Origin of the sequence: Kribbella sp. NPDC000426, from assembly GCF_040300265.1 — a bacterium.
Lineage (GTDB): Bacteria > Actinomycetota > Actinomycetes > Propionibacteriales > Kribbellaceae > Kribbella.
Genome location: NZ_JBEPDK010000005.1, coordinates 698,801 through 712,919, shown reverse-complemented (window position 1 = coordinate 712,919; position 14,119 = coordinate 698,801). Strand labels below are relative to the sequence as shown.

Sequence of the window (14,119 nt, the reverse complement as noted above, 5' to 3'; positions counted from 1 at the left end):
TTGGCGCTTTCGGTGGCCGGTGTGGGTTGGGTTGGTCGTTGGGACATTGGAGGGTTTTGTGGCTAAGGGGTATTGGGTCAGCGTTTATACGGCCGTTTTGGATTGGGAGAAGGTGGCTGCTTACGACCCGTTGGCGGGGGCGGTGGTTCGGGAGTTTGGGGGGCGGCTTTTGTCTCGGGGGGAGCGGGTTTTGGGGTATGACGGGGGGATTGCTGAGCGTACGGTTCTGGTTGAGTTCGAGAGCTTTGAGCGGGCTGTGGCGGCTCGGGAGAGTGCGGCGTACCAGGAGGCGCTGGCTGTGCTTGGGGATGGGGTTGAGCGGGACTTTCGGATTGTTGAAGGACTCGACTGACTGGCTTGGGCGGGGTGGGGATACTGGGGGTGACGGCCGGGTGGTCGTGGTGGAGGAGTGTGGGTTATGAGCGTCATCGGGGCCCTTGTCGGGTATGTGTTGTCGGCGTTCATCCTGCTGTTGATCGTGCGGATGGTGCTGGACTGGACGGGGATGTTGGCCGGCGGGAACCAGTGGGTGGGGCGCGTGCGAGGGGTTACGCATGCGTGGACGGAGCCGGTGATTGCGCCGGTGCGGCGGCGGTTGCCGCCGGTGCGGGCGGGGGCCGTGGCGTTTGATCTTGCGTTCACGGTGGTGTTTGTGGCGGCGCTGATTCTGCGGTCGATCGCGTTCAGGTTGTAGCTGCGGACAGAGCGGATTCGTATTCGACGGCGGTGATGCGGACCACCGCCATCGGGAAATCCTCTTTGGCCTTCTCGGTCGGGGGGATCCGGGCGAGGACGGTTTCCATCGGGACGGGTGGCGTCCAGTGTTCGATGTGACTCAGTACGACGGTGGCGTCGGTCCACCGGGACGCTAGTTCCGCGTTGGCTATGAAGACGCGGTGCGGTGGGCCCAGGTAGATGAGGACCTGGTCGCCGGGGGCGAGTGCCTCGGCGTGGGGCTCGGTGGGGTCGACGGGCCACCTGTTGTCGCGGAGGAAGGCTGCCGCCAGGTCGGGGAGAGACTGCCCGGTTTCTGCGTCCTTCTCAGTGAGGTTGAAGAGGTAGTGGGCCATGTTGGGCAAACTTTCGGGTCGGTTGTCGGATTCGGGGTACGGCGTTCGTAGCGTGGGTGCAGGCGGACGCGGGGTTCGCCCTAGTTAAGGAGTACGGCATGCCTGAGTACCTCATCTACTTCAACCAGCAGTGGGTGGGCGACCACACGCCGGAGTGGTTCGGGCAGCGGGCGCCGTTGGCCAAGGCCGTGGTGGACGAGATGAAGGCGGCGGGCGTGTATGTGTTCGCCGGCGGACTCGAGGAGGACGGACCGATCTACACCGCCGACCCGAACAGCGGTGAAGTGCTGCTCACCGACGGGCCGTACGTCGAGTCCAAGGAGTTCCTCGGCGGGCTCACCGTGGTGGACGTGCCCGATGACGAGGTCGCCAAGATGTGGGCCGGCAAGGTCGCGGAGGCCTGCGGGTGGCCGCAGGAGGTACGCCTGTTCGGGCACCATCCAGACGAAGCCTAGACCGGTCGACCGCGAGCGTGAGCGAGGACGCGGGTAACTGGTCTACGGGTTGACTCGACCGTGTCGTCAACGGTTAACCGGGGCGTTGCCACGCGGGTCGACCGTGGCGGAGTGAAATCTCCTCATCGTTTCGCGACCGGCATCCTGGCCGTCGCGGCCCTGTCGTCTGTTCCGGCGCTCGGGTACGCCGCCGACGCGCCGGCCGGCGGACTCGCCCTGGTCAACACGACCGAACGCGTCGGTCCCGGCATCGCGCTGAATCACGTCAAGAGCGTCGATCAGCGCGGCTGGGTCGACGCGCAGTACCTCAGCATCGATCTCGCCGACAAGGCGGTCAACACCGATCTGCTCACCTCCGGCCCGGTCGCATCGGGCGGTCCGCTGAGCGTCTCCGCCGACAAGGCCGGCGCGGTCGCCGGCGTCAACGGCGAGTTCTTCGACATCGGCAACAGCAACGCCGCCCTCGGTGGTGAGGTCCAGAACGGTCAGCTGATCAAGTCCGCCGATGCCGGCGGCCGTCAGCACGTCGGGGTCAGCAAGGACGGCATCGCGCAGCTGGTCGATCTGGCTGTGGACGCGACCGCGACGTTCGCCGGCACCGACCACAAGGTGCTGACTCTCAACGCTGCCAACGGCGGCGGAGTCCCGGCGAACGGCCTGGTCGCGTACACCTCTGCCTGGGGCGAGTACAGCCGCGGCCGCGGATTCACCGGCGTCACCGACCTCGCCGAAGTACTCGTCCAGAACAACAAGGTCGTGAGCGTGAGCCCGACAGCCGGCTCCGGCCCGATCCCGGCAGACGGTTTCTACCTCGTCGGCCGCGACGCCGCCGCGACCGCGCTCCGGGCGCTGCAGCCGGGTGACCCGCTGACGCTGCACTACGAGCTCGCCGACGATGTCGCGAAGACGATGAAGTTCGCGCTCGGCCAGGGCGGCACGATCGTCAGCAAGGGCCAGGTCGTGCCCGGTCTCGACACGTCCATCGCCCCGCGGACCGCGCTCGGCTTCAAGAACGGCGGCCGCACCCTCGTACTAGCTACCTGGGACGGCCCGGGCGGCACCGGCAAGGGCGGGATCGGCATCGACCGCGAGGCCCAGGAACTCGCGGCCCGCGGCGTCGAGACCGCGGTCAACCTCGACGGCGGCGGCTCGACGACGATGGTCGCGCGTGCCCTCGGCGAGGACGGTGTCTCGGTCCGCAACACCCCGTCGGACGGCCAGGAGCGCAACGACCCCAACGGCGTCGGCGTCTTCGTCCGCCCCGGCGACGGCAAGGTCGACGAACTGCTACTGAAGCCGGGCGCGGGCCAGGCCGCCGCGGACGGCGGCCTCAAGGTCTTCCCGGGCATGCACCGCAGACTGGCCGTGAAGGCTGTCGACAACCACCTGACCCCGGTCACGCCTGACCCGAGGAAGCTTGTCTGGAAGGCGAAGGGCGGCAGCATCAAGGACGGCTCGCTCACGGTCGGCACGCGCGGTCCGATCACGGTTAGTACGACGTACGGCAAGGTCCACGCCTCGCAGACCGTCGCCGTACTCGGACCGCTGGCAAGCGTGGAACTGTCGACCGACAAGCTGTCCCTGACCGAGCCGACCGCGGCCAATGCCGCAACGGTCGCCGTCACGGGTCGCGACGGACAGGGCTACACGGCCCCGATCGACCCGCGTGACCTCAAGCTCGACTACGACCACGCGGTGGTCGACGTGCAGCCGGTCGACGGCAAGCTCAAGATCACGCCGCTCACCAGCGCCGGCACAGTCCTGACCGTGTCCGCCGCCGGCAAGCAGGTCAAGCTGCCGATCACGGTCGGCGTGCAGACGAAGGTCGTCTACGAGTTCGACGACGACGTACTCAGCCGGTGGAACAACAACAGCACCGCGGCCACCACCCGCTCGGTCGACCCTGACGGGCTGCGCATCGACTTCCCCGCGATGCGGAACGTCGGGATCTCGGCGAACGGCGCCGCGAACCGGATCCAGATCCCGGGTCAGCCGCTGCGGCTGCGACTCCGGATCAAGTCGAGCATCGACGTACCGAGCGGGCTGGACTACCTCGGTCTCATCGACGGCAACGGCAAGTCGCTCGGCGTGTACGGGCCGGGGCTGAAGGCGAGCCCGGACTACCAGACGATCACCTGGACGCTGCCGGCGAACACGGCGTACCCGATCTCGATCTCGTCGTTCCAGGGGATCAATACCGCGGTCGCCCAGCAGAAGGCGGGCACGTTCGTCCTGGACCGGTTCGAGGCCGACGTACCGACGTCGGTCGACCTGCCGGCCCAGCCCGACCTGGTCGCCGACCCGCTCATCTCGGCGGACGGCAAGCTGCAAAGCGATACGTGGAAGTTCGCGACGCTGTCGGACGTCCAGTTCACCGCCGACAACCCGGCCCTGTCGCAGGTCGCGACCGCGGCGCTCGCCCGGATCCGCAAGACCCACCCGGACCTCGTCGTCCTGAACGGCGACATCACCGACCGCGGGCTGCCGGAGGATCTGTCGCTCGCGCGCAAGGTCCTCACCGACGCGGGATGCGACCTGATCCCGGTCGGACACGAGCCGCCGCCGAACAGCACCCCGCACGGTCCGACGGTCCCGTGCTACTACGTGCCGGGCAACCACGAGTCGTACGGGCTCAACAACGTCCAGCAGGACCTGACCAACTTCACCAAGGAGTTCGGCCAGCCCTACCGGACGTTCGACCACAAGGGCACCCGCTTCATCCTGCTGGCCAGCTCGCTCGGCACCTTGCGTACGTCGGCGTGGGACCAGCTCCCGATGCTGAAGGTGGCGCTGGACACGGCCGCCCGCGACAAGTCGATCCACAACGTGATGGTCTTCGCGCATCACCCGGTCGACGACCCGGAGGAGACCAAGGCCAGCCAGCTCGGTGACCGCGACGAGGTCGCGCTGATCGAGAAGATGCTGACCGACTTCCGCGGCAGGACCGACAAGGGCGCGGCGATGGTCGGCTCGCACGCACAGGTCGCCAACGTCCACCGCGTCGAGGGTGTGCCGTACACGGTGCTCCCGTCGTCCGGCAAGGACCCGTACGGTACGCCGGACCGCGGCGGCTTCACCGGATGGGTCGACTGGTCGATCGACTCGCACAAGGCCGCCGACCAGCAGTGGCTCGAGGCCGACGTACGGGCGTTCGCGCAGTCGATCACGCTGAACGCTCCGGCCTCGGTGCCGGCCGGAACGACCACCCAGCTCAGCGGCAGCATCGTCCAGCCGGAGGGCGTCGGCACCGGTACTCGCGTCGTACCGCTGCGTTACCCGATGTCGGTGCACTGGAGCGGCTCGTCCGGTCTGGCCATCGGATCCGGGGCGGACGCGATCAAGAAGGCGCGGTCCGCCGGGAAGATCGCCGTACTGGACCCGGCCACCCGCATCCTGACGGCACTGCGTCCCGGCACCGTCACCGTGTCGGTCACGAACGACTCCATGCGCCCGTACGCCGGTGACGCGTCGCTGGCGCCGATCACCACCTCGACCACGATCACGGTCGCCCGCGGCTGAGCACGCACCTGCCGAGGACCGGCCGTCTGTCAGGATCGACAGGTGGCCGGTCTTCGGGAGTTCTGGGACGAGTCGTTGCCTGAGGCCCTGAGAGACGAGGTGATCCGACGGTACGGCGGGAAGCGCGTCGCCTACCGCGAGCGGTATCTCACCGGCGTACTCACGGCCTTCGGCGCGCTGGAGCAGTTGTGCACCGACCCGGTCGCGGTCCGGCTGGCGGCGTGGTTCCACCGCGCCGAGCACACCAAGGGAAACTCGCCCGCGGATGACGCGGATGCGTCGGCGCGGCTCGCCGAGGAGCTGTTGCCTAAGTACGACGTGAGCCCGGTCCGCACGGCCGAGATCGCTCGACTCGTCCGGCTGACCGGGAGCCCGCAGGTCAGCGGGACAGACCCCAACGGTGAGGTTCTGCTCGACGCCGTCAACTCCGTGTACGCCGATCCGCGCTATCCGACCCACGCGTCCGAAGTACGCCGCGACACGCAGTACGACCCGCGCAACAAGCAACGGGCCGAGGCGCTGCTCGCAGCGGACCGCATCTACCGGACGCAGCTGGCCTATGACCGCTACGAGACGGCGGCCCGCGCCAATCTCGCCGAGGAACTCATCACCCTCGACGGTATGACGCCGCATCCGTGGCGCGGCTGGCAGCGAGCGGGTCTGGCGGTGACGGCGGTTCTCGCGGCGCTGGTCGCGTTCGTCGCCGGAGTGGCCGCGGTACGGGCGCCCTGGCGTGTTCCGGCGTACAGCGGTGACTCGGTCTGGGGCGCGGTCGTACTGATGCTCGCCGCGCTGGCCGCTGTCGCCGTCGTCTACAGCGCCGTACGCCGGAACGCCCGCGTCATGGCGGCTGCCCCGGCCGCCGTCGGAGTCGTTGGGGCCCTGGTCGTCTGGCTCACCACTCCGGACACCAACGGTGCATCGGGAGTCGGCCAACGGGTCCCGCTCTTGATGATCCTGTCGGTCCTCCTTGTTGTCGCCGGCGCTGCAGCCGTCGCAGCCACCACCTTCGCCCGCAGCGAGAGCAGGAACCGCGGCCAGCTGCTCGCCGGCGGCGGTGCAGTGATCGTCGTCGTTCTCGCCGTCCTTCTCGTCATCGACCCGCTCCAGCGCGCGTATCTGTTCAGCGCGAACGAGTACCTCGACGGCTCGCATCAACCCGCCAACCTCGACGCCCGTACAGCCTTCGCCGGCGGACCGCTCTGGACCAGCCCGGGCAACGTGCAGAACCTGGTCGCGACCGCGCATGGCATCGCGATCGCCCGCGGTCGCGGCACTGTCGAGATGCTCGACCCCGCGACCGGCGCCTCGCGCTGGCGGTACACCCGCGCCGACACCGACGACGCCGCGCACCTCTACGCCCTGGACGGCGGCCGGCAGGTGCTCGCGTCGTACGACGACCTCGGGTACGTCGCCCTCGACGCGGACACGGGCAAACGCACAGCCGCGTGGCCCGCGAGCACCCGGGACTACGACATCGACGACAACGATCCGCTTGTCACCGGCAAGTCGGTCAGCAAGGGCTCCGACAAGTTGTACGGGACGAACACCGACGGCTCGAACCGGTGGACGTACGAGCCCGGCCGCTGCACCGGCATCGGCGCGACCGCCACCGCGGACAGGGTTGTCGTCGAGCTCAACCACAGCTGCGGCAGCGACGCCGACCAGCTCGTCGGTCTCGATCTGAAGAACGGCAAGAAGCTCTGGGCGCACCACGGCTCACTGGACGACCTGCAGACGGCAGGCGGGCTCGTTGCCGGTCTCGAGTCCGCCCACGGTCCGCTGGTCGGCGTCGATCCGCATTCCGGCGACGTCAAGTGGCAGACGGACATCCCGTCGGACTGGACCTGCCCGGTCCAGGTGCAGGCGTCCGGCGACCACGTCGTACTGGTCAGCTGTCCGAGCGGTACGCAGAACCGGACCGACAGCGTCGTACAGATCGTCGATGCCCGCAGTGGACAGGCGGTGTCGACGACCCCGGTGCAGGTCGGGTTCGGCCAGGCGTACGCCGTCACGACGGACGGGGACGTGGTGCTGACCGGTCCGTACGACGGCGGGACCTGCCGGCTCGCGATCGTCGCCGACGGCGCGGTCGCCTACTACCCACTGGACGAGTCGGTCCTGTGCGGGCGAGGCGTCCGGGCGGCCGGGAATCTGGTCCTGGTCGACGGCGAGGACGGGTTGATCGCACTCCGCTAGCGGGGAATAGGGTCTGCTTGGGCGGGAGTTGTCGGTTATGACGGAGTGTCCGAGCGAGGAGAGCAATGAAACCCACTGAGTTCGTGAAGGTGAACGCGCAGTTCTGGGGGGAGCACCTGAAGGAGGCGGCCGGGCACCTGCCGGTGAGCCACCGGGGTGAGCTGCCCGGGCCGATGCTGTTCCCGCGGATGATGGTGCTGACCGAGACGCCGGACTGGAACATCCTCGAGCTGGTCGGACTGAGCCGCGAGTACCGGAGCCTCGAAGTACGGCGGCAGAAGCGCGCGAGCGTCGAGGAGTACTTCGGGGTCGGCGACGGCGGCACCGTGGTCGCGAACCTCGAGGGGCAGAACTGGTTCAAGGACGCGACGGTCGCGACCGAGGCCGGGCGGAACTCGCTCGACAAGCGGTTCCCGACGGCCGTGAACATGCTGGGCAACGAGCTGGTCGGCCCGGCGGACGAGCTGCTGCGGTTCGCGCCCGGCAACTACTCGACCTTCGACCGGACGCTGCTGGTGCACGGCGGCGGCGACTCCCTGCGCGCGCACTGGGTGTTCTTCGCGCTGGCGATCCACCGCTCGGAGCCGGTCGACAAGTACCTGGACTTCCTGCGGAACTACTCCAACTCCCAGCCCCACCTGGACCCGATCGGCACGATCAGCCTGCCGGTCGACCCGGCCGAGCTGAAGGCGGACGCGTTCGCGAGCACGTACCTCGCCCACGGCCTGCAGGATTCCACCGTCGACGAGTTCCTCGGCAAGCACGAGAGCATCCTGCTGTCGGCGTTCGGCGCGACCCGCCTGCTGCGGCAGCCGTCGCTCGACGACCTGCAGCCCGACTTCATCCTCGAGCGTGAGGACGGCCGCCACATCGTCGGCCGCCTCGAGCTCCCGGTCGTCGACGTCGTCAACGGCAAGAAGCGCCGCCGCTCGTTCCGGACGCCGGTCCTCGACAGCGCCGCCGAGCTAGCGCGCTACACGGAGTACCTGAGCGCCGCGGACAACCGCTCCCAGGTGAAGTCGAAGTACGACGTCGACGTCGCCGACCCGCGGCAGCTGCTGATCGTGCCGAGCCAGGAGACGGTGGTGCCCGTGCCGGGTGTCGAGATCGTCGACTACGACACGATCCTGCGCCTGCACCTGGCCGGCAAGTGACGCAGTACTTCGTCCACGGCCGCGATCGGGCCGGCACCGGCGACCTGAAGGGCCGGCTGACCGAGGAGCACTGGGCCTTCATGGACCGGTACGCCGAGGAGCTGGTCGCCCGCGGCCCGACGCTCACCGAGGACCGCGAGGAGTCGACCGGCAGCCTGCACATCGTCGACCTCCCGGACGACGAGGCGCTCAAGACCTTCGCGTACGACGAGCCGTACTACGTCGGCGGCGCGTTCGAGACGGTCGAGCTGTACCGCTTCCGCAACCTCACCGGCCGCACGATGTGGGAGTTCGCGACCGCGGTCGAGGGCCTCGGCCGCTACCTCGTCCGCACCAAGGACGGCCCGCGACCGCTGACCTCGGACCACCTCATCGTGTACGGCGACCTGCTCGACGGCGACACGCACGTGGGCCGGGCGGCGCTGGTCGAGGCGCCCGACGCCGCGGCTGCCGCCGTACTGGTGGAGGCCGAGGACGCCGAAGTACATCCCTGGGAGTTCGGCGGCAGGCGGTAGCGAATTGGTCCCGGATTCACCTCCCACGCCCAGCGTGGAGAGGTGATCGATGACGAAGAGCGCCGGCCGCCGACCCGGTCACCACACCCCGGGTCGGCGTCCTGCTGGGCGGTCCGGACGGGGACTTCGAGCGGACCGTGACCGCGGTCAGCACCAGCTACACCGACGCCAAGTCCGGGCAGAACGTGTACGCCCACCATGCCCGGATCAGCCGGCTGCGGGCGGACAACGAGTACGTGTACGTACCGCCGGCCGGCGTGGCGATCCCGAACCCGCCGTTCGTGAACGACAACCTCGGCTCGCCGGCCGCGGGTGACGTGACCGCAGGGGTGGAGCGGGTCCGGCCGCTGTTCCACCTGTTCAACGGAGACCTCTGCTACGCGAACCTGGCCGATGACCGCGTGCGGACGGCGGCAACAGCTACGTCCGCGGGTACTTCGAAGGCGCGCAGAAGGCCTGGCTCGAAAAGGAGCTCAAGGCAACGAATGCCGACCGCGGCATCGACTGGATCGTGGTCTGCATGCACCAGGTCGTGGTCAGCAGCGCGGACCAGGCCAACGGCGCCGACCTCGGCATCCGGCAGGAATGGGTACCGCTGTTCGACAAGTACGGCGTCGACCTCGTCGTCTGCGGGCACGAGCACCACTACGAGCGCTCGCACCCGATCCGCGGCCAGCAGCCCAACCAGACGCTGACCCCGCGCACCTGATCCGACCACGGGCAAACGTCCGCCGGTGTACGTCCAGGAGCCGGCCCCCTGGTCCGCCTCCCGCAACGCCGCCCACCCGTACGGCTTCGCAGCCTTCACGGTCGACCCCGGCCACCCCGACGGCCAGACCACGATGGCGGTCACGTACTACGACGTACTCGGCCCCGGCGGCGAACTATCAGAGTTCGAGTCCTTCACCCTGAAACGCCCACGCCGCGGCTGATCAAGCAATCCACCACGGCCCGGGCGACGCGCCGGCCAGCTGCCGACGCGTCGCCCAAACCACAGGTGGCATGGGTCAGCCCGTCGAACTCGAGGTAGGTGAAGCCGATGCCTTCCAGCACCGGCTTTAGCTTGCGGAGCCGGCGGATCGCCGGGTCCTCGGTGCCGATGTAGGCGATCTTCACGCCCGAGTAGAGCCGGAGCTCGTGGTGCCAGTCGTAGGTGCGGTAACTCCGCCAGAACTCGAGCGCGGGCCGAGGGAGTCGCGGCTCGCGCTCCAGTCGCCGCATCTCGCCGTCGGTCGGAAAGCCGATCGGCGTGACGCCGCCCATGACGAGCGCGGTCGCGCGATCCGTCGAGCAGGCAGCGATCGCGGACATGCAGGCCGGCTGGGAGAAACCCCAGATCGCGAACCGGTCGATGCCCTCGTGGTCGAGGACCGTGCGGACCTGGCCGCCGATGTTGCCGATGTCGTACTCGTCGGGGCGGTCCGCGGCGCCGAAGCCGACCGGGTGGATCTGTAGCACGCGGAACTGCTGGGCGAGCTGGTCGGCGATCGGGAAATCCGGTGGGCGGCGGTTGTTCTTCATCAGTACGAGCGCCGGGCCGGAACCGCTTGCCCGGTAGGCGATGCGGGCGCCGGCGAGTTCGGCGTACCGGTAGGTCATTGGGCGAGGATCGACTGCAGGGCCTTGGTGAGGGTTGTGCGGGTGGTGGCTGGGAGGTCGGTGGTCAGGTCCTGGATGCGGTCGACGACCGCGTCGTGGCACTGGTGGGCGAGGTCCTTGCCGGCGGCGGTGAGCTCGATGCGGCAGGCGCGGCGGTCGGCGGGGTCGGCGACGCGGGCGACGAGGTCGCGGCGTTCGAGGCGGTCGACCATGCTCGTCAGGCTCGAGCGCTCGATGCTCAGGATCCGGCTGAGCTCGGTCATGCCGAGCGGGCCGGTGATCAGGACGCACAGCAGATGGGCCTGCTGCGGGGTCAGGCCGAGCGGCCGGCTCGTCTCGGCGTGCAGGTCCTGCAGCCGGTGCATCGTCTGGACCAGCGCACTCGCGAGGTCGGAATCCCGAGCCGTCGTCGTCACCATGACCCCATGGTAGTCCGGTGGCCGGATAGTTCGCAGGATAGATAGTTCGCAGTGCTACTGTTTAGGTGTTCGAACTATCTGAGAGAGGAGACGACATGACTGTGCGTTTCGGCTACGGCTCACCCGACCACCTGCGCGACGTGGACGCGATGCTGCGCCTGGCTGCGCAGGCGGACCGCGACGGCCTCGACCACGTCAGCCTGTCCGACCATCCGTACGTTCCGGACCTGCTCGAGGGGTACGCCGCGATCGCGTTCATCCTCGGCCGGACCGAGCGACTGTCCGCGTTCGTCAACGTGACCAACCTGCCGCTCCGCCCGGCCCCGGTGCTCGCGCGGACCGCGACGTCGCTGTCGGCGCTGTCGGGCGGACGGTTCGTGCTCGGCCTCGGCGCCGGCGGCGCGTGGGACCGGATCACCACGATGGGCGTGCCCGAGCTTCGTCCCGCCGAGGCGGTCGAAGCGTTCGAGGAAGCGATGCAACTCGTGCACGCGATGTCCGACGGCGGGCGCCCGGAGCCGAGCAAGCACTATCCGATCGGCGCGCTCCGGCCGGCCGCCGTACCGGCGCCGCTGATCTGGACCGGCTCCAAAGGCAAGAAGTCGCTCGCCGCGACCGGTCGGCACGCGGACGGATGGATCCCCGGCCATGCCGCGGACTGGCTGAGCGACGGCTACCTTCAGGCCCGTCCGATCATCGACGAGGCCGCGCTGTCCGTCGGTCGCAAACCCTCCGACGTCGCGACCATCTACAACTTCCCCGGCGCGCTCACCGCGACCCCACTCCGCCGCACCCGAGACGACGAGGGCCGCTGGATCGGCGGCTCACCGGCCCAATGGGTCGAGGAACTGACCGACGCCATCCTCAACCACAACGCCGCCGGCTTCACCCTCTTCCCCCGCGGCGCCGACCCGTACGACGTACAACTGACCCGCTGGTCCCAGGAAGTAGTCCCCGCGATCCGCGCGGCGATCAGCTGAGAGTGGCGAGGTCCTCCGGCGACAGCTGGAGGCTGCCGGCGGCGATGTTTTCTTCGAGGTGGGCGGGGTTGCCGGTGCCGGGGATGGCGAGGATGTTGGGGGAGTGGTGGAGGGTCCAGGCCAGGCGGACCTGTTGGGGCGTGACCTTGTGGGTGGCGGCGACCTTCTCGACGGCTGCGGAGTGGTCGGTGGTGGCGCCGCCCTCGCGGGACGCGCCGGCGATCGCGAAGAACGGGACGTAGGCGATGTCGCGCTCGGCGCAGTACGCGATGGTCGCGTCTTCCTCGCCTCGCTGGTCGACGGAGTAGCTGTTCTGCACACAGACGACCGGGGCGATCGCATGCGCCTCCTCGACATGATCGAGCCGGACGTTCGAGACACCGAGTTGCCGGATCAGGCCCTCGTCGCGGAGGGCGGCGAGCCAGCCGAAGCGTTCGGCGATCGAGTCCTCGCCGGGCTTCTTCATGATCCGCAGGTTCACCACGTCGAGCGCGTCGACGCCGAGCTGCCGCAGGTTCGTCTCCACCTGCTCCCGCAGTTCGGCGGCCGTCGTCGCGTTGTAGAACCCGCGCTCGGCGTCCTCGCCCGGCCCGACCTTCGTCGTGATCACCAGATCGTCCGGGTACGGCGCCAGCGCCGCGCGGATCAACTCGTTCGCGTACCGCTTCTCGCCCTCACCGACCCGCAGCGTGCCACCCGGCGACGCGTAGAACGCGGCCGTGTCGATGTGATTCACGCCGAGCTCGACGGCACGCCGCAGTACCTGGATCGCGACCGACCGATCCGGGTTCGCCGTGATCCGCATCGCGCCGAAGCCCATCCGGTTGACGGTCACGTCGCCCAGCTGCCAGGTCCCTGCGCTCATTCCTCGATCGCCCCTCTCACCGCACGGAGATGTTGCCGGAACGTCAACGACGGATCGGCCGCCCGCGCGGTCAGGAACTCCGCGAACCGCACCTGCTCCCGCAACGACCGGCCGGCCCGGATCTCGTCCGCCTGCCGATGCTCGGTGTCCCGGATCGACTCCGCCAGCCCGAGCAGCTCGTCCGCCCGGTCCGCCGGGACGAAGATCGCGCCGTCCTCGTCCGCGAGGACGACGTCCGCCGAGGTCACCGTCCACTCGCCGATCGTTGCCTTGGACAACGCATCGGCAGGCTGCGGATCGAGCCGCAACGGCCCGGTCGGCAACGCACCCAGGCTGAACACCGGCATCCCGATCGCGGTGATGTCCACCGTGTCGCGGTGCAGTCCCCAGATCACGATCCCGGCGATCCCGGCCGCCGCGGCCTCGAGCGCCACCAGATCGCCGACGCAGGCCTCGTCCCGCCGCCCGCCGTTGTCCACGACGAGTACGTCGCCCGCCGCGGCGGACTCGAATGCCTCCAGGAACACGTCCACGCTGCCTACATGCTGAGCCGGCAACACCCGCCCCGCGACCCGCTCGCCGACGACAGCCGTCAACGACACCGTCCGCACCGGCACACCCGCCCGAACACAGGCATCAGCAACATGCGCAGTGGTCAGGGCCGCAAACCGCTCGAACATCCAGATCCCCTTCCCCAGATAGCTAACGACAGGAAGTAGTCCACCACGCCCGTTCAAGTCGCGCCTGAACACCTCCGGCAAGATCGCTCGGAGGCGGGGACCTCCTGTCGTTAGCGCGACAGAAACCTGAGCACGTCGTCCAGCGGCACCTCGGCCGAGGTGTCGACGGTGAAGCTGGGGACCGGCAGATCGACCGGCTGGAAGGAGTTGTGGGTGCGGAGCCGGGCGTCGGAGCTGATCTGGGCGTCCTCGTGCGCGGAGCGGCGCGGGTCCGAGTCGGAGCGGGCGGTGATCCGCGCGAGCGCGACCTCGGCCGGTACGACGCAGTGCACGATCCGGATGTCCGCGCGCCCGAGCAGCGGGGTCAGCCCGGGATTCCACAGCCGGTCCTGGAACGCGGCCTCCGCGACCACCGTCGTACCCCGGCCGATCAGCAGGCCGATCACGTCGAAGAACGTCGAAAGGGTGCGCATCGTGAGCGGGTCGCCGGGCCCGGGGACGAATCCGGGCGTCGCGTGCGCCATGCCTTCCTTGATCTCGTCGCGGCAGATCGCCGGGCAGCCGATCGCGCTCGCGAGCCGGTGCGCCAGCGTCGTCTTGCCGGTCCCGGGCGGACCACTAACCACGACAAGCATCGGTTTGGAATGCACCAGCGGTACCTTAG

17 protein-coding genes are annotated in these 14,119 nt (G+C 69.1%); 10 read left to right on the top strand and 7 right to left on the bottom strand.

Annotated elements, in window-relative coordinates; genetic code table 11:
* Positions 1–19: 19 nt before the first annotated feature.
* Positions 20–352 (top strand): DUF1330 domain-containing protein, encoded by a 333-nt coding sequence (locus tag ABT313_RS27660; protein WP_350859828.1) that lies wholly within the window; start codon positions 20–22, stop codon positions 350–352.
* 66 nt (positions 353–418) lie between these two features.
* The gene (locus ABT313_RS27655) at positions 419–694 is read left to right on the top strand and encodes a YggT family protein (protein ID WP_350859825.1); all 276 of its coding nucleotides are present in this window, start codon (positions 419–421) and stop codon (positions 692–694) included.
* Here ABT313_RS27655 and ABT313_RS27650 read toward each other — a convergent pair.
* A complete protein-coding gene (locus ABT313_RS27650) occupies positions 684–1,070 on the bottom strand; it encodes a hypothetical protein (protein WP_350859823.1) in 387 nt (128 codons plus the stop codon). The two genes, ABT313_RS27655 and ABT313_RS27650, sit on opposite strands and share 11 nt — an antisense overlap.
* Positions 1,071–1,168: 98 nt before the next feature.
* On the opposite strand from ABT313_RS27650, the gene ABT313_RS27645 reads away from it, so the two are divergent.
* From ABT313_RS27645 to ABT313_RS27625, 5 genes are all read left to right on the top strand, one after another.
* On the top strand, positions 1,169–1,525 hold the full coding sequence (locus ABT313_RS27645; RefSeq protein WP_350859820.1) for a YciI family protein: 357 nt from the start codon (positions 1,169–1,171) through the stop codon (positions 1,523–1,525).
* A gap of 111 nt (positions 1,526–1,636) precedes the next feature.
* Positions 1,637–5,044, top strand: coding sequence for a phosphodiester glycosidase family protein (locus ABT313_RS27640; protein WP_350859817.1), 3,408 nt, complete (start codon positions 1,637–1,639; stop codon positions 5,042–5,044).
* Positions 5,045–5,086: 42 nt separating this feature from the next.
* Positions 5,087–7,243 (top strand): outer membrane protein assembly factor BamB family protein, encoded by a 2,157-nt coding sequence (locus ABT313_RS27635; RefSeq protein WP_350859814.1) that lies wholly within the window; start codon positions 5,087–5,089, stop codon positions 7,241–7,243.
* Between the two features lie 65 nt (positions 7,244–7,308).
* On the top strand, positions 7,309–8,397 hold the full coding sequence (locus ABT313_RS27630) for a hypothetical protein (protein ID WP_350859811.1): 1,089 nt from the start codon (positions 7,309–7,311) through the stop codon (positions 8,395–8,397).
* Complete coding sequence (locus ABT313_RS27625; protein ID WP_350859808.1) at positions 8,394–8,912, top strand: YciI family protein; 519 nt, start codon at positions 8,394–8,396, stop codon at positions 8,910–8,912. Before ABT313_RS27630 ends, ABT313_RS27625 begins: the two co-directional genes overlap by 4 nt.
* Before the next feature lie 157 nt (positions 8,913–9,069).
* Here the strand turns inward: ABT313_RS27625 and ABT313_RS27620 are convergent, their stop codons facing one another.
* Entirely contained in the window at positions 9,070–9,276 is a 207-nt protein-coding gene (locus tag ABT313_RS27620) for a hypothetical protein (RefSeq protein ID WP_350859805.1), read from the bottom strand.
* 147 nt (positions 9,277–9,423) lie between these two features.
* On the opposite strand from ABT313_RS27620, the gene ABT313_RS27615 reads away from it, so the two are divergent.
* The gene (locus tag ABT313_RS27615; RefSeq protein ID WP_350859802.1) at positions 9,424–9,621 is read left to right on the top strand and encodes a metallophosphoesterase family protein; all 198 of its coding nucleotides are present in this window, start codon (positions 9,424–9,426) and stop codon (positions 9,619–9,621) included.
* A gap of 25 nt (positions 9,622–9,646) precedes the next feature.
* Positions 9,647–9,844: a hypothetical protein gene (locus tag ABT313_RS27610; protein WP_350859799.1), complete on the top strand. Its 198-nt coding sequence runs from the start codon at positions 9,647–9,649 to the stop codon at positions 9,842–9,844.
* On the opposite strand, the gene ABT313_RS27605 is transcribed toward ABT313_RS27610, so the two are convergent.
* Both ABT313_RS27605 and ABT313_RS27600 read right to left on the bottom strand, forming a co-directional pair.
* Positions 9,816–10,511 carry an alpha/beta fold hydrolase gene (locus ABT313_RS27605; protein ID WP_350859796.1) on the bottom strand — a complete coding sequence of 232 codons (696 nt, stop codon included), beginning with the start codon at positions 10,509–10,511 and terminating at the stop codon, positions 9,816–9,818. The genes ABT313_RS27610 and ABT313_RS27605 overlap by 29 nt on opposite strands.
* The gene (locus tag ABT313_RS27600; RefSeq protein ID WP_350859793.1) at positions 10,508–10,930 is read right to left on the bottom strand and encodes a MarR family winged helix-turn-helix transcriptional regulator; all 423 of its coding nucleotides are present in this window, start codon (positions 10,928–10,930) and stop codon (positions 10,508–10,510) included. Before ABT313_RS27600 ends, ABT313_RS27605 begins: the two co-directional genes overlap by 4 nt.
* A gap of 95 nt (positions 10,931–11,025) precedes the next feature.
* Between ABT313_RS27600 and ABT313_RS27595 the strand changes: the two genes are divergently transcribed.
* The gene (locus ABT313_RS27595; protein WP_350859791.1) at positions 11,026–11,910 is read left to right on the top strand and encodes an LLM class flavin-dependent oxidoreductase; all 885 of its coding nucleotides are present in this window, start codon (positions 11,026–11,028) and stop codon (positions 11,908–11,910) included.
* Here ABT313_RS27595 and ABT313_RS27590 read toward each other — a convergent pair.
* The 3 genes from ABT313_RS27590 to ABT313_RS27580 form a co-directional block, all read right to left on the bottom strand.
* Positions 11,903–12,775 (bottom strand): oxidoreductase, encoded by an 873-nt coding sequence (locus tag ABT313_RS27590; protein ID WP_350859788.1) that lies wholly within the window; start codon positions 12,773–12,775, stop codon positions 11,903–11,905. The genes ABT313_RS27595 and ABT313_RS27590 overlap by 8 nt on opposite strands.
* Positions 12,772–13,455, bottom strand: coding sequence for an RraA family protein (locus ABT313_RS27585; protein WP_350859785.1), 684 nt, complete (start codon positions 13,453–13,455; stop codon positions 12,772–12,774). The genes ABT313_RS27590 and ABT313_RS27585 overlap by 4 nt, the downstream gene beginning before the upstream one ends.
* A 110-nt stretch (positions 13,456–13,565) precedes the next feature.
* Positions 13,566–14,105, bottom strand: coding sequence for a P-loop nucleotide/nucleoside kinase family protein (locus ABT313_RS27580; protein WP_350859782.1), 540 nt, complete (start codon positions 14,103–14,105; stop codon positions 13,566–13,568).
* Positions 14,106–14,119: the final 14 nt, after the last annotated feature.

Coding starts and splice junctions, on each gene's coding strand:
- ABT313_RS27655 (WP_350859825.1), top strand. CDS start 419: ATGAGCGTCATCGGGGCCCTTGTCGGGTATGTGTTGTCGGCGTTCATC.
- ABT313_RS27650 (WP_350859823.1), bottom strand. CDS start 1,070: ATGGCCCACTACCTCTTCAACCTCACTGAGAAGGACGCAGAAACCGGG.
- ABT313_RS27645 (WP_350859820.1), top strand. CDS start 1,169: ATGCCTGAGTACCTCATCTACTTCAACCAGCAGTGGGTGGGCGACCAC.
- ABT313_RS27630 (WP_350859811.1), top strand. CDS start 7,309: ATGAAACCCACTGAGTTCGTGAAGGTGAACGCGCAGTTCTGGGGGGAG.
- ABT313_RS27605 (WP_350859796.1), bottom strand. CDS start 10,511: ATGACCTACCGGTACGCCGAACTCGCCGGCGCCCGCATCGCCTACCGG.
- ABT313_RS27600 (WP_350859793.1), bottom strand. CDS start 10,930: ATGGTGACGACGACGGCTCGGGATTCCGACCTCGCGAGTGCGCTGGTC.
- ABT313_RS27595 (WP_350859791.1), top strand. CDS start 11,026: ATGACTGTGCGTTTCGGCTACGGCTCACCCGACCACCTGCGCGACGTG.
- ABT313_RS27590 (WP_350859788.1), bottom strand. CDS start 12,775: ATGAGCGCAGGGACCTGGCAGCTGGGCGACGTGACCGTCAACCGGATG.
- ABT313_RS27585 (WP_350859785.1), bottom strand. CDS start 13,455: ATGTTCGAGCGGTTTGCGGCCCTGACCACTGCGCATGTTGCTGATGCC.